This is a genomic window from Candidatus Eisenbacteria bacterium (genome assembly GCA_005893275.1).
Lineage (GTDB): Bacteria > Eisenbacteria > RBG-16-71-46 > SZUA-252 > SZUA-252 > WS-7.
Window position 1 is genome coordinate 1 of sequence record VBOW01000019.1, and the last position, 18,058, is coordinate 18,058.

An 18,058-nucleotide genomic window follows, 5' to 3' on the forward strand; every position below is an offset into this window, starting at 1 on the left:
TGCCGGGGCGGTTGGTCAACGTCGTAATCCGCTGAATCTCCCTCTGGATCGTAGTTGACATAATATATCTTCTACGACAAAAATTGGCTGCAAGCCAGCCTGCCTAGACCGGCCCCTTCCAGCGGCCGACATCCTCCGGCTCTCGATCCGCCCCTCCCGGCTCCCGCATCCGATCCCGGATTTGCTGTGTCAGGGTTGTGAGCTTCTCCAGCACGTAGGTTGACTGCTTCGTGTTCTCCTCGACCGCCAGGATGACCTGAATCCATTGGGCCGTGTAGAGCAGGTAGATGAAGATGAAAGCGCCGGAGGCTCCGTAGGTCAGCGTCTGGAGAAGGTCCTCCAGCGACCTCGCCACGATCGACCGGGCCAAACCCACCGGCACCACCAGCGCGACGATCACCAACACGATCCACGCCAGGACGCTCATCACCTTCGAGAGTCGCCGCAGCAGCCAAAAACGCTTTTCGGAAACGAACGCCATCAGAACGGAACCCGCTCTACCTGGTCACCCAGGTAGGGTATCCGCGCGACCTCGCCGTTCGCCGCCTTGGCCACGCCGAACGCTGTCAGGAGCAGCACGGCCGTCCAGGCGGCGAACTTGACCAGATAGCCCACTAGCGGACCGAGGTAAGGAATCCGGCCCAGGGTCCCGTCGTAGATCCAGAAGAAAACCGTGAGCAGGATTTCCAGCAGGAAGAGCAGAAACCCCTGGCGGGCGTGAAACCCGATGAACGCGTTTTCGGGGGCGCCGAGGAGTCCCAGAAAGCAGAGTCCTGGCAAATACGCGACCGCGGCGAGGAGCCGTCCGCGTTTTACGTCGTCAGGGCTGATGGAATCGTATGGCGACGCGACCGGCACGAGCCAGGAATAGCACGCTCCTCGGGACGCGTCAAGGACGCCGCCGCTACCCGTGCCCCGGCGCTTAGGTCGCCGACCAGTTCCGGACGTGGAAGCTGGGATCGAGCGTGGGCGTGGCGAACTCTCCGAGCCGTGGAATCACCTCCATGGTCTGGCCCGATTGCTCGAGTGCGACGCGCCAGTGGACCGCGGTTCCGGCGGGAGCCTCGAGCCTCCTGAACGGCACCCGGATTTCGATGACCTCTCCGATCGCGTACTCCCCCGGGTCTTCCCCATCGGGCGTCCGATCCGCGCCGGCGGGGATCCACTGGAGCGCTCCGCGGGAATCCCCGTCGAGCGGCACCCGCCCCTCCGCGGTGCGTGGAAGCGTGAAGCGAAGGAGGATCGCGCTTTTCGCCCGGCTCTCCCCCAACACCCCGTCCACTCGCACAAAGAGATCCTTTTCGCTCAACCCGAACAGCACCCGCCGCATGATCGAACGGGATCGATGATCCGCGCCCTGGTCCGATGCCGCGTCGAAAAGCTCCGCGTTCCTCCATTCGTAGAAGTGGGTATCGCGCCCGTCCAGGGTCGGCGCGATGTAGGGAACGTGCTCGCCTTCCACGCCCTCCGCCGGCGCGTCGCGAAGGCTTCGCCGTGTGGCCGCCGGGGCGGGAAGGCCGAGGAGGTTGTACGCCCGGATCAGGTGGGATCGGAACAGAGCGTCGAACTCGTCCTTGTGTGCGCTTTGATGGTCGTCGCCGTACCACCAGAGCCAATCGCTTGCCTCCGCCACCAGGATTTCTTCGTAGGCTTCCCCGACCCGCGCCTCGGGCGACCCGGCGGCTGTTTGGAAACGCTCGCGAAGCCGGCGAAGAGCCGCCCACGCTCGATTCTTCTCGGGGTGGCCGATCCACACGGAGAGGTCGGCGGCGATCCAGGAGCCGACCGGCACGTGAGGCAGCGACTCCCCCGGCGGCACGCGGGCCAGGGCCTCCCCGACCGTGACCGCCTCGATCCCCCGCTCCGACGAAAGCCGGCCGTAGAGCGCGTCCAGGAAAGGCTTCCCGTCGTCCGCATACGATTCCCAGCAGTTTTCACCGTCCAGGATCACCGTCACGAGCGGGTCGGAGGCTCCCTGCTCCCGCGCCCTCGAACCGGCCTCTCGCACGCGGGTGACGAAATCCTCCGCCGCCCGGTCGGGCTGCCAAGCCATGTAGGTGAATCCGATCCGATCGGACAGCGCCCGGTCGCGGAACACCATCGTGATCGCTCCCCTCTCGGTGTCAATCCGGTAGGGCCGGTAGAGAGCCGCCGCCCAGCGCTCGCCGCCCGGCTCGGCGCGGCCGAGCGCACGGGCGAGAACGGCCTCATCAGAGGCGCACCACGCAAAACCGGCCTCCCGCACCAGCTCGAGCGCAGCTTGGCTGACCGCCCCCTCCGGCGGCCAGGTTCCGCGCGGAGGCGCGCCGAAGCGCCGCGTGTGGCTCTCCCTCGCGCGGCGCAAGTGATCCGCCGCGTCCTCCGGGGCACGAAAGGCTGGGACCGGAAGCAGAATCGACTGGGAGACCTCACGGGGCGAGTCGGTGCTTAGGAGCAGGGGAAGGATTGGATGGTGGTACGCCGATGTCGCGATCTCGATCTGGCCGGAGCGCGCGGCGTCGCGATAGGTTTCGATCACCCGAGCCGCGCACCCGACACCCCAATCGAGGAGCGATTGCTTCTCCGCCTCGGTGAATCCCCTCCCCTTCCGGAAGAGCGACCGGATCGGCTCTTCCTCGCGGTATACCGGATCCACCCACGCCAGGTGAAACCACGTCTGAAGATCGCGGATCTCATCCGCGGCGAGCGGACGTTCGCGGGGCGCGCGGGCTCCCCCCTGCGTCGCGGCGGCGCGTGCCCTGAGCTCGCGGTAGCGCGCGTGGGGCTCGAGCATCCGCTCCGGGTTGACGCTGAAGAAATCCCGCGTCAGGAAACGCTGCTCTTCCGGAGTCAACGACTCCGCGGGCTTTCGGGCGAGATCGAGAAAATCGTCCGACACCCCCGCCGCGATCGCCTCGAGCTGGTCCAACAGCACGGGCGTCAGATTGAACGTGGCATGGACCCTGGGATAGCCGCGCAGGTTCGATACCATGTCGCGGTAGTCCTTCGTGGCGTGGAGCCGCGTCCAGGGCAGAAGAACTCGTCCGGTGAGGGCGTCGCGGTAGGACGGCTGGTGCATGTGCCACACCAGCGCGAGGAGGGTCGACTCCGCCATGACGGCGGTGCGGCTATCGGATCGGGGCCGAAGCGGAGAGCTCGCCCATGCCGACACCCGCCGCTCTCAGCATGTCCTGATCGACGACGGGCAGCCGCTGGATTTCCTTGTAGACCTCGATGGCTTTCTGCGTCTGGCCCGCCTTGCCCAAAGAGCGCGCCTCCGCAAGCATGGCCCGTCCGCGCTCGTTGTCGTTCACGCCGAGCTTCGCCGCCTCGGCGTACGTGGCGGCGGCCTGAACGAAGTCGCCCCGATCTTCCAGCGCCGCGGCCAGGCCCTGGAGCCCGGCGACCTTCGCGTCGCGGTCGCGTCCGGCTTTGGCGAGGTACCGGCGGAACCACGTGACCGCCTCGGCCGGCTTGCCCTGCCCCGCGTAGGCATCGCCCAAGAGCATCATGGCGTCCCTGGCCGCCCGTGTTCCCGGAGCCGAGTCCACGATCTCCCGCAGCATCTGCACCGCCGTCGGGAAGTCCTGCTGCGCCAGCGACATTTCCGCGCGGAAGATATCACTGGACGCGCGGCTCTCCGATTGGGCGCGGGTGCGGGAGACGAAGAAGACGAGCAGGATCGCGAGCACGATCGCTCCCAAGCCAAGGAGGATCCGGGTCCCGTGCTGCTCCCAGACCTGGGTGCCCAGGAACGCGGCGGTGACGAGAGGATCTTCCTTGATTTGCCGTTTCGTCAGCTTCTGGTGCTTAACCAGACGAGTCGTCATGAGTTTCTCCGTTGGGCTTGAGCCCACCAGTCTACCCCGCGGGTCGAAGGCTGTCAAACCTCCCCGCTCTGGAGTGGCCCACTACCCGCTCTGGCGGTCCGGGACGGCGACCAGAAGCGCCGCGGCCACGAGCGTCGCCTCGGCATCGAATGCCCGCTGCCGGATCACCGCCACGAGCTTTCGCTCCCAATCCTCCTTGAGCTGGAGCATGCGTCCCGCCTCCCGGTCCTCGGGGCGGCGGGCGCGCCCGGCCCGCTCCTCCGCGATGAGGGAGCGATAGTGGCTGCTCAGGGTCCGCATCTCGCGGTGAAGCTCCCGCCGGGCGCGGTCCTCGTGCGGCCGCAGCTTGCGGCGGGTCCGACCCTCCAGGAGCCGAATGGCCCGGGTCCATGTCGCCGCGAGAGCCTGCAGATCCGGCTTCGGAATCGACCCGAGCTCCGCGGCCGTGGGCGGCCGCAGGAGCGACTCGCGCGGCGCGCGCATTCCCCCGGTGCTCCCGAGCGGCAGCTCCTGGACGAGAAGCTCCTCGGGAATCTCATCGCTCCCGTAGCGAATCCTCCAATGGAGCCTCGTCCAGATCCTGGGGGCGGGCGTCGCTCCCTTGGGCCACGGCGTCGGGGCGACCCAACAGGTCACCTGGCCGTGAGACCGTCCGAGAAGGAGGATCCGCTCGGTCATCGCGGAGTCCATCTCCGCGCCGCGGGCCGCGCGGCCCGCGGGGGACGCGACCAGGCGCACGCGGTCCACGCCCAGCGAGGATTCGAGGTCGGGGGTGAGCGCAGCCTCCCAGATCATCCCGTTTCGGGACACCGCGGCCCCGCGCGCTTCCAGGATCGAGGCGAGGATCTCCGGAAGCTCCACGCGCCGCCGGTCGGGGCTACGAGGGCCCATTCTGGTCCACCTCGTCGAGGAGCTTGCGATCCAGCTCCTCCACCGCTTCGTAGCGTTTCCTTCCGACCAGGAGCGCCGTCCCGAGCTTACCGAACTCCCGCTCGAGATCGCGCTCTCCCTTGGCCGCCGCCCAGATCCGGAACACCTCGTCCTCGAAGGAGCCCGCCTCCGCGTAGGGCCCGAGCACCATGTCCAGATCGCCGATGACCGTGCGGAAGAGATTGATCTTCTCGTGCACGATCTGAATCACATAGGCCTCCACGGTGTTCCTCGCGGTGAAGTTGAACACCTGCACATCCTGGGTCTGCCCCAGCCGATGGAGGCGGCCGATTCGCTGCTCGATCCGCATGGGGTTCCAGGGAAGGTCGTAGTTCACCAGATAGTGGCAGAATTGGAGATTCCGTCCTTCCCCTCCCGCCTCGGTGCTCACCAGGACCCGCGCCCGTTCCCGGAACTGCTCGACGGCCGCTTCCTTCTCCCGCAGAGAGAGAGCGCCGTGGAAAACGGCCACCTTGATGCCGAGCTGGCGCAGCGAGCGCGCCAGGAATTCCAGGGTCGCGCGGAACTGCGTGAAGATGACGAACTTCTCGCGCGATCCGCCGAGCAGCTTGGCGATCCCGTCGAACTTGGCGTTCCTCTCGATCGAGCGCGCGTGGCGCAGGAGATCTTCCATCTCCGCGCGCTCGAGGCCCGGCCCCTCCCGCGCCAAGAGCTTGCTCAGCGTGGGAATCGCGGCGAAGGTGCTCGAGCCCATCTCCTTCTGAAGCGTGAGCAGGGTGAGCTTGATCGCGCCGCGGCGCGGCTCCCGATGGGCGTGGAGGACGCGGCGCACGAACCGCGTCACGTTGTCGTACAGATCCCGCTCGGGGGACGAAAGGTCGAACAGGATGTTCGAGACCTCGCGGCGCGGGAACCGGATGGAGGTGCTCGCGCGGGTCGTCCGGATCATCGTTTCCGAAAGGAGCGCCGCGAGCCTTCCCGTGTTCTGGGGCATGCGCTTGTCCCCCCGGCGCATGAACTCCCGTCCGAACGTGCGGTAGGTTCCGAGGAGCCCGGGTCTCAACAGCTGGATCAGGTTGTAGAGCTCGTGGAGGTCGTTCTGCACGGGAGTCGCGGTCAGGAGCAGGAGGTAGCGCGGCGCGAGACGGTCCAGGAATTTCCACGCGAGCGTTTTCTGATTCTTGAGCCGATGAGCTTCGTCGACGACCACAAGATCGAACGAGGCGGCCGCGACCTTGTCCCGGTGACGGAGAAGCTTCGCCGTGTCCATCGAGGCGAGCAGGAGCGGCTCCTCCCACCAGGCGGTCCCGTGCTTCAAGACCGCGAACTCGAGATCGAACTTGCGGCGAAGCTCCTGGTCCCACTGCTCCACAAGCGATGCCGGGACCAGGATGAGCGCGCGCTGGACGAGCCCGCGGAGGAGATATTCCTTGAGAATGATCCCCGCCTCGATCGTCTTCCCCAGACCGACTTCGTCCGCGAGGAGCGCGCGTCCGCGCATCCGGCGCAGCACGGTCATGCAGGCCTGGCTTTGATGCTCGTATTTCTGGACGTCGTGAAGGAGGTCGAGCGAGAGGAGCCGGTCGAATCCGCGGTGCAGGCTGAACCGCTCGATCCTGAGCCTCAGGTCGAAGTCTCGAGGCTCATCGTAGGGTCCGGCCGCGAGGCGGCGATACAGCTCCTCCGATCCCCCGGCGACGCGGAAGCGGGTGCGCGCGGGCACCGCGAGCCCCCCCGCCAAAGGCGCCGGCGCCGGCGCCGCCGAGAGCACCGACGGGGCCCGGGGGCGACCGGCGCCTCGCGCGGTCTCGAGCGGGTAGAGCGAGGTGAGCCTTCGGATACCGTCCGGAAACGCGATCTCGAGCACCTCGAACCCGTCCCGCTCGCGGACCTCGACGATGAGCCCCTCGCCGAACTCGCGGTGATGGACGCGGTCTCCGACCCGGAAGCCCACGCGGGGCCCGCGGCTCTTCTCGCGAATCATCGGAGCTCCCACACGTCCCCTTCGGACGGAATGTGGGGGTTCATGGCGGCGATTCCGTCGCGGAGCGCCTCGGCGCGTTCGAGGTCGGCGTGGACGATGGCGCAACCCTTGGGGGCGACGCACGACCTCGCCTGGGACACGAGCGCGTCGTGATCGGCGTGCGCGCTGAAGCCGTTCAAGACCTCGACCCCCGCCCGAAGGGTGTAGGGTTCGCCGAAGATGCGAATCTCCTCCCTTCGCTCCACGAGACGCCGCCCGAGCGTGCCTTCCGCCTGATAGCCGACGATCACGATCATGTTCTTGGGATCCTCGGCCGAGTGCTTCAGGTGATGCAGCACCCGCCCCCCTTCGCACATGCCCGAGGCCGCGATGGTGATGAAGGTTCCGGGCTTGTCGTTGAGCTTCATCGAATCCTCGGCTTCCCGCACGAGCGTGATCCGCCGAAGCCCGAGCGGGTCCTCGCCGCGCCCGATCCCCGCCACCGTCTCGTCGTCATAGACCTCCGGATGACGCTGCACGACTTCCTGAATGTCCGTCGCCAGAGGGCTATCCACATAGATCGGGACCTCGGGGGCACGGCCCGCGAGGAAGAGCTTGTCCAGCGCGTAGACGACCTCCTGCGTGCGTCCCACCGCGAATGCGGGGATGATGATTCTGCCCTTCCGGTCGAGGGCCTGCAGGAGGACCCGGCCGAGCGCGTCCCGGAGCGATGCCTCCTCGGGGTGGCGCTTGCCCCCGTAGGTCCCTTCGATCAGCAAGTAGTCGGCCCGCGGCAGGCGCGCCGGGTCGCGAAGGATCGGCCGATTCGGGCGCCCCAGATCGCCGGAGAAGACGAGCGATCCGGCCCGGCCGTTCTCCTTCCAGCGGATCTCCGCCGACGCGGCACCCGGTATGTGCCCCGCCTCGTGAAATACGGCCTGAATTCCCTCGAGCGGCTCGAACGGCTCCTCGTAGCCGTGGGGCGCGAATTGCGCGAGCGCGCGCTCGACGTCGCCCGGCGTATAGAGCGGCTCGATCCGGGCCTTCGAACGGCCGTGGGGGTGGCGGTTCAGGAATTCGGCGTCCTTGAGCTGGATGTGCGCCGCGTCCAGGAGCATGGCCCGGCACAGGTCTGCCGTGACTTCCGTCGCGTGGATCGGTCCGTCGAATCCCTGCTTGCAGAGGAACGGAATCGCTCCGGAATGGTCGATATGGGCGTGCGAGAGGATCATGCTGTCCACCGAGGCCGCGGCGAACGGCAGCGCGCGATTCCGCGCTTCCGCTTCGGCACGCCTGCCCTGGAAGAGGCCGCAATCGAGAAGCAGTGCCCCCGATCGGCCGGTGAGAAGATGTTTGGATCCGGTGACCGTTCGCGCGGCGCCCCAAAAGGTCACCCTCACGCGTTCAGTCTCCCGGGTACAAGTGGATTCCCGCACTGATCTGGGAAAACATCGACAGCTCCGAGTTCCCCACCTCCCCATAGCCGCGAAGCGAGAAATCGAGGGAGAACCGCGGGCGCACGAACTTCTCCACGCCCGCTCCGGCCACGAGAAAAGGGCCCTCGTTCACCCGCCTGGATTCCTTTCGGTCGTACCTCACGTTGGGGCTCGCGAACCCGATCCCGCCCAGGAGATACGGGGTCCACTCCCGCTCGCGGTGGAAAAAGACGACCGCCTCGCTCGCCACCGTGGTCACGACGAGCTGGCTATCCGTGGCGAACGGGGTCGGGCTGACCGGCAGCCCGTCGCGTCTGTTGTAGCGCTGGTTCTCAAAGGAAAACCCGAGCGCCGCCCGCGAGCTGAGCATGTAGCGAAACCGGAACGCGTATCCGAGGCCGGTGTCGAAATGATCGTTCAGCTCCGACGAGCCGCGCACGAAGCCGTAAGAAATCTGCGCTCCGAGGCTGATCGTGCCCTTGCGGAGCCTCCGCAACAGGGGCGTCGTGCGAGGGGACACGGGCGCGGGCTGCCGCCTCAACATCGTCGCAACGGCCCCGGCGCCCTCGAACCCGGCGAAGCCCGCCTGCGCGCCGGGCCGCGACAGGAGCCCTGCCGCACCCGGAACGGGAGCGGCGGGCGATGCGCCCGACGGCGAGCCGAGCCCCACGATCGCCGCGCACCCAGCCACGATTCCCACCAGCCGTACGTTCATCCAATCCTCCTGGTGTCGGCCTACGCCTCAGGCGCGCGGATGGAAATGCGAGTATTCCGAGCGCAGATAACTGCGATCCAGATGCGTGTAGATGCGGGTCGTCTCGATGGAGCGGTGACCCAGGACTTCCTGAACCACCCGCAGATCGCATCCTCCCTCCAGAAGGTGCGTGGCGCACGAATGACGCAGCGTATGGGGAGACACCGGCTGATCGATCCCGGCGGCCCGGCGATATCCGTCGAGCAGCTTCCAGTAGCCCATGCGCGAGAACCGCCGGCCGAGGCGCGTCAGAAAGATCGCGCGCTCGCTTCGGTCCTTGAGGAAATGCGCGCGCGCCGCTTCGAGATACCGAAGCAGAGCCTCCTTGGCTTTCGTGCCGAACGGAACGATCCGCTCCCGCGACCGTTTTCCCACGCACCGGACCAGGTCCTCCGTCAGGTCCACCTCCTCCAGCGTGAGCCGGACGAGCTCGCTCACGCGCAGGCCTGTGGCGTAGGCGACCTCGAGGAGGGCGCGATCCCGCACCGAAGCCGGGTCCTCCCCGCGGGGGGCCCCGAGAAGCGCCTCCACCTGCTCCACGCTCAGCACGTCCGGGAGCGGACGAGCCTTGCGAGGAGGCCGGACTTGAAGCGCGGGATTTTCCTCCGCGAAGCCACGCCGGCGCAAGAACTCATGAAAGGCGCGAAGCGACGCGATCTTGCGCGCGACCGTCGATGCGGCCCACCCGCGGCCGTGGACATGCGCCTCCACGTCCTCGACCTTGACCGCGGCGGCGCTCCGTTTCCCCCGCGCGACCAGGAACGCGTCGTACTGCTCCAGGTCCTGGACGTAGGCGCGGACCGTGTTGTCGCCGAACCGGCGCTCCAGGCTCAAGTGCTCCCGGAACTGCCTCAACCGCTCTCCTAGCACGCTCCGTGCCCCACGCTTGTCCGAAGGCGGCGCGGCCGGGGTCCGCTTCATGCGGTTCGGCTTCCCCTCTCCCTTCCCCCTTCCCACCCGAGCTCGAGCTGCCCCCGTTCCAGCTCGAGCAGAAACCGCTTCCACCGAAGTCCGCTCGAAAAGCCGCCGATCGACCAATCGCCATGGATGACGCGGTGACACGGGACCACGATCGGAACCGGATTCTTGCCGAGCGCGTTGCCCACCGCGCGCGCCGCTCCCGGAACACCGATCCGGACGGCCAGCGTTCCATAGGATATGACGGTGCCGTATTTCACCCGCCGCGTGATTTCCCACACCCGCCGCTCGAATGGAGACCCCTCGGCCAAATCGAGCCGCAGATCGAGCGCCGGCTCGTGCCCCGCGAAGTAGTCCTCGAGCGCCCGACGCGTCGGATCGGTCCAGCGCGGCCGCTTCACGTAGCGGATGCCGAGCGCGCGCGCTTCGCGCGCGGAGGGAGCCTCCCGTTCGCCCAGCCCGAGCCCGCGGAGCCCCGCCGAGGTCGCGAGGATCCACACCGGCCCCTGCTCGGTCGCCACACTCGCCGCCGCAACCTCGAGAATGTCCCTCACGCGGTCGCCCCGTCCGCGGGACCCACTTCCCTCAAGATTCTCTCCGCCATGCGCGGGCCGATTCCGGGCACCGCGGCAATCGCGTCGACCGGTTGCCGACGGATCCGGTCCAGCGATCCGAACTTCCGGAGCAGGAGCGCGCGGCGCTTGGGGCCGAGGCCGGGAATCTGGTCGAGCGCGGAAGCGCGGGCCGCCTTGGCGCGAAGCGCGCGGTGGTAGCCGATCGCAAACCGGTGCGCTTCGTCGCGGATCCGCATCAGGAGCTTCACCGCGGGCGAGCGTCGCGGCAGAAGCAGAGAGTCGCGCCGGCCGGGAATCATGATCTCCTCGAGACGCTTGGCAAGCCCGACAAAAGGAACGCGCTCGAGCGGGCTCCCCGCGGCCGCCCGGCGCGCGGCCTCGAGCTGGCCCGCGCCTCCGTCGATCACGATCAGGTCCGCCGGCTCGATTTCCCCGGCCTCCACCCGCGCGGCGTGGCGCCCCACCGCGTCCGACATCGACGCGAAGTCGTCCTGTCCCGGCACCGACTCGATCCGGAACCTCCGGTATTCGCTCTTGAACGGCGACCCGTCGCGGAAGGTGACCATCGAGGCGACCGTGTGCCGGCCTTGGATCGTGGAAACGTCGAAGCACCGGATCCGCCGCGGCAGGTGCGGGAGCGCGAGCTCGCGTTGAAGCTCGAGCGCCTCGTCGAACTCGTTCGGCTGGAGCGGGCGATCCCCCTCCCCTTCGGATTCCCGCCCGAGGAGGAGCGAGGCGTTCCGGCGCGCCGTCCGCACGAGGGCCCGCTCCGAGGCGCCGCGCGCGATCCGCACGCGCACCGGCGCTGGCGAGATGGTCGAGAGCACTTCCTCGAGGAGCCGGAGCTCGCGCGGCTCGACCTCGAGGAGCACGCAGCCGGGAATCTGCTCCGCCCGGGTGTAGTACAGCGTGAGGAACGATCGGAGGATTTCCGCCTCGTCGGCGGCCCCCGCCCCCTGAAGCCACCGGACGTCGCGCGACAGGACCCGGCGCTCGCGCACCTTGAGGATCACGGCGCACGCGGCCTCTCCCTCGCGCGCGACCCCCACGACGTCCGCCTCCGGGCCGCCCAAGTCGACCATGCGCTGGCGCGCCAGGATCGACTCGATGCCCCGGGTTTGATCGCGGATCCGCGCGGCTCGCTCGTACTCGCGGCGCGCCACCGCCTCCCCCTGCATCTCCTGGAGCCTCCGGACGACGTCCTCACGTTTCCCCGCGAGGAAGTCGCAGAACTGGTCGACCATCGCGCGATAGTCCGCCTGCGACTGCTTCGCGATGCAGGGGCCCGTGCAGCGGCCGATGTGGAAGTCGAGGCATTCGCGGCGAGCCGCGATGTGCGCGTCGATGTCCTGACACGACCGCATCGGGAAGATGGTCTGCGTCATGCGGAGCAGCTCTCGCAGCGCCTTGACTTCGGTATAGGGGCCGAAGTACCGCCCCCCGTCGCGTTCGATCCGGCGCACGAGCGACATGCGCGGGTAGGGTTCCTGCCAGGAAACGCGGATGTAGGGATACCGTTTGTCGTCCTTGAGCCGGATGTTGTAGGGGGGCTGATGCTCGCGGACGAGGGTGGCCTCGAGCAGGAGGGCGTCCCCTTCCGACTCGACCGCGATGAAATCGAGATCGTAGACCTTGCGGACCAGCGCGGCCTGCTTCGGACCAATGAGGTCGGGGCTCTGGAAATGGGATCGGACACGCTGATCCAGCCTTTTCGCCTTCCCGACATAGAGGACGTCGCTCCCCTTCCCCTTGAAGAGGTACACGCCCGGGAGGGTTGGCAACGAGCCTATTTTCCGCTGCAGCTCCTCCGGGTTCGGGTCGGAACGGGGCGAGGCGCGCGAAAGGATGGGTCGTTTTCCGAGACGCGGGGGCATCCGAAGAATGATACCACGCTTCCGGCCCGGGTCTCGGATCTTGACAGCTCTCTGATCCTCAGATACGGTAACCGCTTACACTTAGCGGAGACCCAACCAGGAGGAGCGAATGCCCCGCCACAAATCGGCCGAGAAGAGAATCCACACGAACCTGCGCGACCAGAAGCGAAACTTGAACGTGAAATCCGAGCTCAAGACGCTCCTCAAGAAAGCGCGGCAAGAACCTGGAAATACACCTCTTATGCGATCCATTGTGGCCAAGCTGGACCGCGCCGTGCGGAAGGGTGTCCTCCACAAGGCGGTCGCCAACCGCCGCAAGTCGAGGCTGGCTCGGATGGTCAACCGGACGGCGCGAGCTTCCTGAGCTCTTCGGCGACCCTGTTCCGGCATTCGGCCGCGGCTTCTCCTACCGGAACCCGGTCGATCCGACCCGTTCGCCGGTCCCGAAGCTCCACGACCCCGTCCTTCAGCCCCTTCTCCCCGATCGTGACCCGGAGCGGTATCCCGATGAGATCGGCGTCCTTGAACTTCGCTCCGGGGCGCTCGTCGCGGTCGTCGAGCATCGACTCGATCCCCCACTCCGTAAGGCGCGCGTAGATCGCTTCCGCCGCCTCGCGCGACGGATCGTGACGGATGTTCACCGGCACCAGGTGGACGTGGTACGGCGCGACGGAATACGGCCAAACGATCCCGTTTGCGTCGTGAAGCTGCTCGATCACCGCCGCGACCGTCCGCGTGATCCCGATGCCATAGGTCCCCATCACGATCGTGCGCTCGTTCCCCTCCGAATCGAGATAACGTGCTCCCATCGCCTGTGAGTACTTGAGCCCCAGCTTGAAGATGTGCCCCACCTCGATCCCGCGCCCCACCCTCATCGGATCGCCGCAGCGCGGGCAGCGGTCCCCCTCGCGCGCCGTCGCCAGGTCCGCCCGCTCGATCGCCTGAACGTCACGTCCCACGCGCACGTTGACCCAATGGACGTCTCGCTTGTTCGCTCCGGTCACGTAGTTCCGGCCCTCCTGCACCGAGAGGTCCAGGATCGTACGGAGCGTTCCGGCGAGGCCGACGGGCCCGGTGAACCCGAGCGGGCCCCCGGTCAGTCGCTCGATCTCCTCCGCCGTCGCGAGCCGCGGCGCGGGATGGCCCAGCACCCGCGCGAGCTTCGCCTCGTTGAGCTCGCGGTCCCCCGGGATCACGGCAAGGACGGGCTCTTCCCCCGCGAGGAAGACGAGCGATTTCAGGAGTCGCGACGGCTCGACCGAGAGAAACGAGGCCACCTCTTCGACGGTCTTCCGGCTCGGCGTCTCGCGCGAATCCAGCGCTTCCTCCGGCTCGGCCGGCAGGGGATCGATTTTGAATTTCGCGCGTTCCACGGAGGCCGCGTAGCCACACGGGGAGGAGAAGATCAGAGATTCGCCCGATTCCGCGGTCACCATGAACTCATGGTTGACGTCGCCGCCGATCGCGCCCGAATCCGCCTCCACGATCACGAACTCGAGCCCGCAGCGGCGGAAGACCGCGGCGTAGGCCTCGCGCATGCGATCGTACGTCGCCGCGAGCTGCGCCTCGTCGGTGTGGAAGCTGTATCCGTCCTTCATCAGGAATTCGCGCGCGCGCATGACCCCGAACCGCGGGCGGATCTCATCGCGGAACTTGGTCTGGATCTGGTAGAGGTGGAGCGGCAGATCGCGGTAGGAGCGGATGTGGTTCCGCACGAGATCCGTGATCGCCTCCTCGTGCGTGGGTCCGAGGACGTAGTCGCGCTCGTGACGGTCCTTCTGACGGAAAAGCTCCTTCCCGTATTGCTCCCACCGGCCGGTCTCCTTCCACAGCTCGGCGGGCATGAGGATCGGGAGGAGAAGCTCCTGGCCTCCTGCCTTGTCCATCTCCTCCCGGACGATCTGCGCCACTTTTCGCGTCACCCTCCACCCGAGCGGCAGGAGGGTATAAACGCCGGCGGCGAGCTTGCGCAACATTCCCGCGCGGACCATCAGCTTGTGGCTGATCAGCTCAGCGTCGGAGGGATCCTCCTTCAGCGTGGGGATGAAGGCACGCGATAGGCGCATGGGCGTTTCTCGAGCTCCTCGTCAGGGACCGGCGAGCGTCTGCTCGAGGGTGTAGAGCCCGGGCGGCTTGCCGCGCAGAAAGCACGCGGCGCGGAGCGCCCCCCGCGCGAACACAGCGCGGTCGGAGACCGTGTGAACGATTTCCAGAGTTTCCCCCGCGCCCGCGAAGATCATTCGGTGGGTGCCGGCGGCCGTGCCCGAGCGGATCGAATGGATGCGGACTTCTCCCGGCCTCAGGAGAGCCGCCCAGGCGAGGGCGGTCCCGCTCGGAGCGTCGCGTTTCGCGCTGTGGTGATGCTCGACCAAGTCGACCTCCAAGAGGGTTCGCGCCGCGGCAGGGACCGAACGCAGCATCCCCTCGGCGACCGAGTTCCCCACGCTCAAGTTGCGCGCGCGGAGGACCGGTGCCCGGGCGCCGAGCGCCTCCACACGCGCCTCGTCCGCTTGGCCGAGGCCGGTGGTCGCGCTCAGGAAGGCGCGCGGCGAGCGCTCGAGCCAATCGAGGAGCCGGGCGGTTCCGGCGGCGAGGCTCACGTCGATCACGACGGAATCCACCGGGAGCTCACCCCGCCCCGCAAACAGGTCCTCGGGGGTCATCCACGAGCATCCCTTGGGACAGCCGAGATCATCCGGGGATCGAGCGACGCAGCCGATCAGCCTGGCCTCGGGAAACTCGGGCAGGCACGCGCGCACGGCCCGCCCCATGCGACCCGTGGCGCCGAAGAGAAGGATCGCGGTTTGAGCCACGCGGCGGGGTCAGCCGCCCGATCGCACGGGCGTCGCGACGCCGATCCGCTCCAGCGTCTGTTCGATGACGGCGGCGGTCTCGGGCTTGACAGAGACGAGCGGCAGGCGCAGCTCTCCGGTCATCAACCCCAGGCGCATGAGCGCGTGTTTCACCGGCGCCGGGTTGGTCTCGAGGAAGAGCGCGCGGAAGAGAGGCGTGAGCTTTCGATGGATCGCCTCCGCCTCGGCGAAGCGGCCCGCGACCGCGTGCGCGTGGATCGCGCTCATCTCCCTCGGAACGAGATGCCCCGCCACCGAGACGACCCCGCGCGCGCCGACCGCGAGCAGCGGCAGATACAGCGAGTCGTCTCCGGCCAGGATCGCGATCCCGGAGCGCGCGCGTATCGCGCTCGCCTGGTCCAGCGATCCGCTGGCCTCTTTGATCGCGGCGATGCGGGGGTGCTCGGCCAGCCTCGCGATCGTCTCGGGGGCCAGCGTGACCCCCGTCCGGGACGGGACGTTGTAGAGAACCACCGGACGGTCGACCCGGTCCGCGACCGCGCGGTAGTGGGCGAGGAGCCCCTCCTGCGTCGGCTTGCAGGAGTAGGGTGTGATGACCATGACGCCGTCCGCGCCAAAGCGGATCGCGTCCTGGGACAGCTCGATCGTTTCCGAAGTCACGGCGGTTCCGGTTCCCGCGATCACGGATGCGCGACCGCGCGCCGCGTCGACCACCGTGCGAATGACCTGCTCTCGCTCCCCGCGGGTGAGCGAGGTCGCCTCTCCGGTGCAGCCGCAAGGATACAGCGCGCGCGCCCCGGCCTCGACGAGGCGACCGGCGATCCGCGCGAGCGCTTCCCGATCCACCGAGCCGTTCCGATAGGGCGTAACCAGCGCGACGGCCAAGCCGTCGAACATTGTCTGGAGATCGGCCATGGTTACTCCTCGGGCTCCGGTGGCGGCTCCTTCACGGACGGGGCGGGCTTCACGACCCGCTCGAGTCGGAAGTCGATGTGCTCATATTGCTCCTCGGGGAGCGCCTCCAGGAACCCTTCGCGGCGCGCTTCCGTCGGCTCGCCGGCGCGGCCGGGCAAGCGGAGCGCGCGCAGCCGGTATCGCCCGGGCGGCACGCGCAGGATGTAGTCCCCCGGGCCCGTTCGCTCGACGGTACGGATGAAGGTCGTGTCCGAATCGGAGCGGGCCTCGACCCTGAACCGGGCCGTCGAGTCGGGAGAGCTGATCTTCCCCGTCAGGGTCGCCGGCGCGCGCGGATCGACCGCAACCAGATTGATACTATCGGCGACCGGCCGCTCCAGTGTCAACCGGATCGCGGACGGATAGCTCGCGGCAATGTCGGTCAGCGAGTCGAACGAGCCGTTTCGGTTGAGATCGAACACGGCGTGGATCGTGAACCCCTGGCCGAGCGGGAGCCCGGACAAGGCGTACGCGGCCGCGGTGTCGGTCTCGGTCGCGTAGGACGGCTGGACATTCGCGAAATCCGGGATTCTCCCGAGCGAATCGGGATACGCCCAGATCGGAACACCCTTGGTCGGAAGGGTCCTCGCGCGTAGGACCCCCGTGATCCGTCCGGGGGCCAGGGAGTCACCCGTCGAGAATCGGATCGTGACCGGCGAGCCGAGCGGCACGCCGTGCGTATCTTTCACTCCGGCGCTGAGAAAGGCCAAATAGGTCGTGGTCGGCCGCAACGGCGCCTCCCAGGAAACGCGGAGCTGGCGGCCGCTCCAGTGATAGGAGGGCGCGCCGGGGGGTGGGTAGATCTTGAATCCGTCCCGCACGCTCACGCGGTCCATGGGCTCGGAGAACAGGAGCTGGATCTCCACCTGGGGAGGGACACGCGTCGTGCTGTCCGCCGGAGTCGTGAGCAACACCCGTGGGGGAACGGTGTCGATCGGACCGCCGGGCGGGAAGTCCGGCTTCGCGCATCCGCCAAGAAGCGCGGCCCCGGCGAGCGCCCCGGCGAACGCCGCGCGTCGCGTCACCGCCCGCGCCGGCTCCGAGCGGGCCGGCGTCCCGAGGCGCCCGCGCGCCCCCGAGCCTTCGTCCGCGTGCCCGGCCGGGCGGACGGACGCTTCGGCTTCGCTCCGGCCCCGCGCCCCGACGGGTCCTTCCCGACGAGGAGATCGTAGAGAATCGCCTTCTGCAGATGCATCCGATTCTCGGCCTGGGGAAAGATGATCGACTGGGGCCCCTCCATCACGTCTTCGGTGATCTCCTCTCCGCGATGCGCCGGGAGGCAGTGCATCACGAAAGCCGCGGGCTTGGCCATACGGAGGATCGACGGGTTGATCTGATACGAGCGAAAGATCGGGAGTCGCTTCTCGCGTTCCGCCTCCTGCCCCATGCTCGCCCACACATCCGTATAGAGCACGTCGGCTCCCTGGGCCGCCTCCGCGGCCGATCGCAGGACGCGCGCGCGTCCAGGTCCGGACTTCGCCGTCTGGGAGATCAGCTTGGGGTCGGGCTCGTAGCCCTCCGGGCAGGCGATTCGAACCTCGAGTCCGAAGAGCCTCGTGGCTTCGACCCACGAGTTAGCGACGTTGTTCCCGTCCCCGATATACGCTACGACCGCGCGGTCCAGATCGACGGCGTGCTCCTTCAGCGTGAAAAGGTCCGCGAGGATCTGACAGGGATGGAGCCAATCGGTGAGCCCGTTGATCACGGGAACGCTCGCGTGACGGGCGAGATCGTTCGCCAGGTCGTGGTCGAAGGTGCGGACCATGATGCCGTCCACGTATCCCGAAAGGACGCGCGCCACGTCGGAGACCGGCTCCCGCGACCCCATCCCGATTTCGCGCTCCGTGATGAAGATCGAGGACCCGCCGAGCTGCGTCATGGCTACTTCGAAGGAGAGCCTCGTCCTCAGGCTCGGCTTGTGGAAGATCAGGGCGAGCGTGCGTTGATCCAGCTCACGATGCCGCCGCCCCGCGCGAAGATCCGCCTTGAGCCGTGTCGCCGTCGCGAACAGCCGGTCCACGTCGGGGCGCGTGAGATCCGCAAAAGAGACAAGGTCGCGCTTCATCTCAGG

General features: G+C 67.9%; 17 protein-coding genes. 1 reads left to right on the forward strand and 16 read right to left on the reverse strand.

Features of this window, described 5'->3' with window-relative positions:
* Positions 1-103: 103 nt before the first annotated feature.
* The 11 genes from E6K76_03450 to uvrC all read right to left on the reverse strand — a co-directional run bounded on the left by E6K76_03450 (position 104) and on the right by uvrC (position 12,220).
* On the reverse strand, positions 104-481 hold the full coding sequence (locus E6K76_03450) for a hypothetical protein (GenBank protein ID TMQ59774.1): 378 nt from the start codon (positions 479-481) through the stop codon (positions 104-106).
* On the reverse strand, positions 481-858 hold the full coding sequence (locus E6K76_03455) for a hypothetical protein (GenBank protein TMQ59775.1): 378 nt from the start codon (positions 856-858) through the stop codon (positions 481-483). The genes E6K76_03450 and E6K76_03455 overlap by 1 nt, the downstream gene beginning before the upstream one ends.
* 64 nt (positions 859-922) lie before the next feature.
* Complete coding sequence (locus E6K76_03460) at positions 923-3,094, reverse strand: glycoside hydrolase (GenBank protein TMQ59776.1); 2,172 nt, start codon at positions 3,092-3,094, stop codon at positions 923-925.
* Between the two features lie 13 nt (positions 3,095-3,107).
* Complete coding sequence (locus tag E6K76_03465; protein ID TMQ59777.1) at positions 3,108-3,809, reverse strand: tetratricopeptide repeat protein; 702 nt, start codon at positions 3,807-3,809, stop codon at positions 3,108-3,110.
* A gap of 81 nt (positions 3,810-3,890) precedes the next feature.
* Positions 3,891-4,700: a hypothetical protein gene (locus tag E6K76_03470; protein TMQ59778.1), complete on the reverse strand. Its 810-nt coding sequence runs from the start codon at positions 4,698-4,700 to the stop codon at positions 3,891-3,893.
* Positions 4,687-6,684 (reverse strand): ATP-dependent helicase, encoded by a 1,998-nt coding sequence (locus E6K76_03475; protein TMQ59779.1) that lies wholly within the window; start codon positions 6,682-6,684, stop codon positions 4,687-4,689. Before E6K76_03475 ends, E6K76_03470 begins: the two co-directional genes overlap by 14 nt.
* Positions 6,681-8,144 carry an MBL fold metallo-hydrolase gene (locus E6K76_03480; GenBank protein TMQ59780.1) on the reverse strand — a complete coding sequence of 488 codons (1,464 nt, stop codon included), beginning with the start codon at positions 8,142-8,144 and terminating at the stop codon, positions 6,681-6,683. Before E6K76_03480 ends, E6K76_03475 begins: the two co-directional genes overlap by 4 nt.
* The gene (locus tag E6K76_03485; GenBank protein TMQ59781.1) at positions 8,068-8,814 is read right to left on the reverse strand and encodes a hypothetical protein; all 747 of its coding nucleotides are present in this window, start codon (positions 8,812-8,814) and stop codon (positions 8,068-8,070) included. The genes E6K76_03480 and E6K76_03485 overlap by 77 nt, the downstream gene beginning before the upstream one ends.
* A gap of 27 nt (positions 8,815-8,841) precedes the next feature.
* Entirely contained in the window at positions 8,842-9,774 is a 933-nt protein-coding gene (gene xerD, locus E6K76_03490; protein ID TMQ59782.1) for a site-specific tyrosine recombinase XerD, read from the reverse strand.
* The gene (locus E6K76_03495; protein ID TMQ59838.1) at positions 9,771-10,442 is read right to left on the reverse strand and encodes a methylated-DNA--[protein]-cysteine S-methyltransferase; all 672 of its coding nucleotides are present in this window, start codon (positions 10,440-10,442) and stop codon (positions 9,771-9,773) included. The genes xerD and E6K76_03495 overlap by 4 nt, the downstream gene beginning before the upstream one ends.
* A complete protein-coding gene (uvrC, locus tag E6K76_03500; protein TMQ59783.1) occupies positions 10,322-12,220 on the reverse strand; it encodes an excinuclease ABC subunit UvrC in 1,899 nt (632 codons plus the stop codon). Before uvrC ends, E6K76_03495 begins: the two co-directional genes overlap by 121 nt.
* A 109-nt stretch (positions 12,221-12,329) precedes the next feature.
* On the opposite strand from uvrC, the gene rpsT reads away from it, so the two are divergent.
* On the forward strand, positions 12,330-12,584 hold the full coding sequence (gene rpsT / locus E6K76_03505; GenBank protein ID TMQ59784.1) for a 30S ribosomal protein S20: 255 nt from the start codon (positions 12,330-12,332) through the stop codon (positions 12,582-12,584).
* Here the strand turns inward: rpsT and E6K76_03510 are convergent.
* The 5 genes from E6K76_03510 to argF are packed head-to-tail and all read right to left on the reverse strand — an operon-like array spanning position 12,559 to position 18,052.
* Positions 12,559-14,286 carry a proline--tRNA ligase gene (locus E6K76_03510; protein ID TMQ59785.1) on the reverse strand — a complete coding sequence of 576 codons (1,728 nt, stop codon included), beginning with the start codon at positions 14,284-14,286 and terminating at the stop codon, positions 12,559-12,561. The genes rpsT and E6K76_03510 overlap by 26 nt on opposite strands.
* Before the next feature lie 21 nt (positions 14,287-14,307).
* The gene (locus E6K76_03515) at positions 14,308-15,033 is read right to left on the reverse strand and encodes a 4-hydroxy-tetrahydrodipicolinate reductase (GenBank protein ID TMQ59786.1); all 726 of its coding nucleotides are present in this window, start codon (positions 15,031-15,033) and stop codon (positions 14,308-14,310) included.
* A gap of 9 nt (positions 15,034-15,042) precedes the next feature.
* Positions 15,043-15,930 (reverse strand): 4-hydroxy-tetrahydrodipicolinate synthase, encoded by an 888-nt coding sequence (locus tag E6K76_03520; protein TMQ59839.1) that lies wholly within the window; start codon positions 15,928-15,930, stop codon positions 15,043-15,045.
* Between the two features lie 20 nt (positions 15,931-15,950).
* On the reverse strand, positions 15,951-17,012 hold the full coding sequence (locus tag E6K76_03525) for a hypothetical protein (GenBank protein TMQ59787.1): 1,062 nt from the start codon (positions 17,010-17,012) through the stop codon (positions 15,951-15,953).
* Positions 17,009-18,052 (reverse strand): ornithine carbamoyltransferase, encoded by a 1,044-nt coding sequence (gene argF, locus E6K76_03530; GenBank protein ID TMQ59788.1) that lies wholly within the window; start codon positions 18,050-18,052, stop codon positions 17,009-17,011. Before argF ends, E6K76_03525 begins: the two co-directional genes overlap by 4 nt.
* Between the last annotated feature and the right edge of the window lie 6 nt (positions 18,053-18,058).

Excerpts from the sequence above, each read along its gene's own strand:
- E6K76_03465 (TMQ59777.1), bottom strand. The coding sequence starts at position 3,809 with ATGACGACTCGTCTGGTTAAGCACCAGAAGCTGACGAAACGGCAAATC.
- E6K76_03475 (TMQ59779.1), bottom strand. The coding sequence starts at position 6,684 with ATGATTCGCGAGAAGAGCCGCGGGCCCCGCGTGGGCTTCCGGGTCGGA.
- uvrC (TMQ59783.1), bottom strand. The coding sequence starts at position 12,220 with ATGCCCCCGCGTCTCGGAAAACGACCCATCCTTTCGCGCGCCTCGCCC.
- E6K76_03510 (TMQ59785.1), bottom strand. The coding sequence starts at position 14,286 with ATGCGCCTATCGCGTGCCTTCATCCCCACGCTGAAGGAGGATCCCTCC.
- E6K76_03520 (TMQ59839.1), bottom strand. The coding sequence starts at position 15,930 with ATGTTCGACGGCTTGGCCGTCGCGCTGGTTACGCCCTATCGGAACGGC.
- rpsT (TMQ59784.1), top strand. The coding sequence starts at position 12,330 with ATGCCCCGCCACAAATCGGCCGAGAAGAGAATCCACACGAACCTGCGC.
- E6K76_03480 (TMQ59780.1), bottom strand. The coding sequence starts at position 8,144 with ATGGGGAGGTGGGGAACTCGGAGCTGTCGATGTTTTCCCAGATCAGTG.
- E6K76_03460 (TMQ59776.1), bottom strand. The coding sequence starts at position 3,094 with ATGGCGGAGTCGACCCTCCTCGCGCTGGTGTGGCACATGCACCAGCCG.
- argF (TMQ59788.1), bottom strand. The coding sequence starts at position 18,052 with ATGAAGCGCGACCTTGTCTCTTTTGCGGATCTCACGCGCCCCGACGTG.
- xerD (TMQ59782.1), bottom strand. The coding sequence starts at position 9,774 with ATGAAGCGGACCCCGGCCGCGCCGCCTTCGGACAAGCGTGGGGCACGG.
- E6K76_03450 (TMQ59774.1), bottom strand. The coding sequence starts at position 481 with ATGGCGTTCGTTTCCGAAAAGCGTTTTTGGCTGCTGCGGCGACTCTCG.
- E6K76_03470 (TMQ59778.1), bottom strand. The coding sequence starts at position 4,700 with ATGGGCCCTCGTAGCCCCGACCGGCGGCGCGTGGAGCTTCCGGAGATC.
- E6K76_03485 (TMQ59781.1), bottom strand. The coding sequence starts at position 8,814 with ATGAACGTACGGCTGGTGGGAATCGTGGCTGGGTGCGCGGCGATCGTG.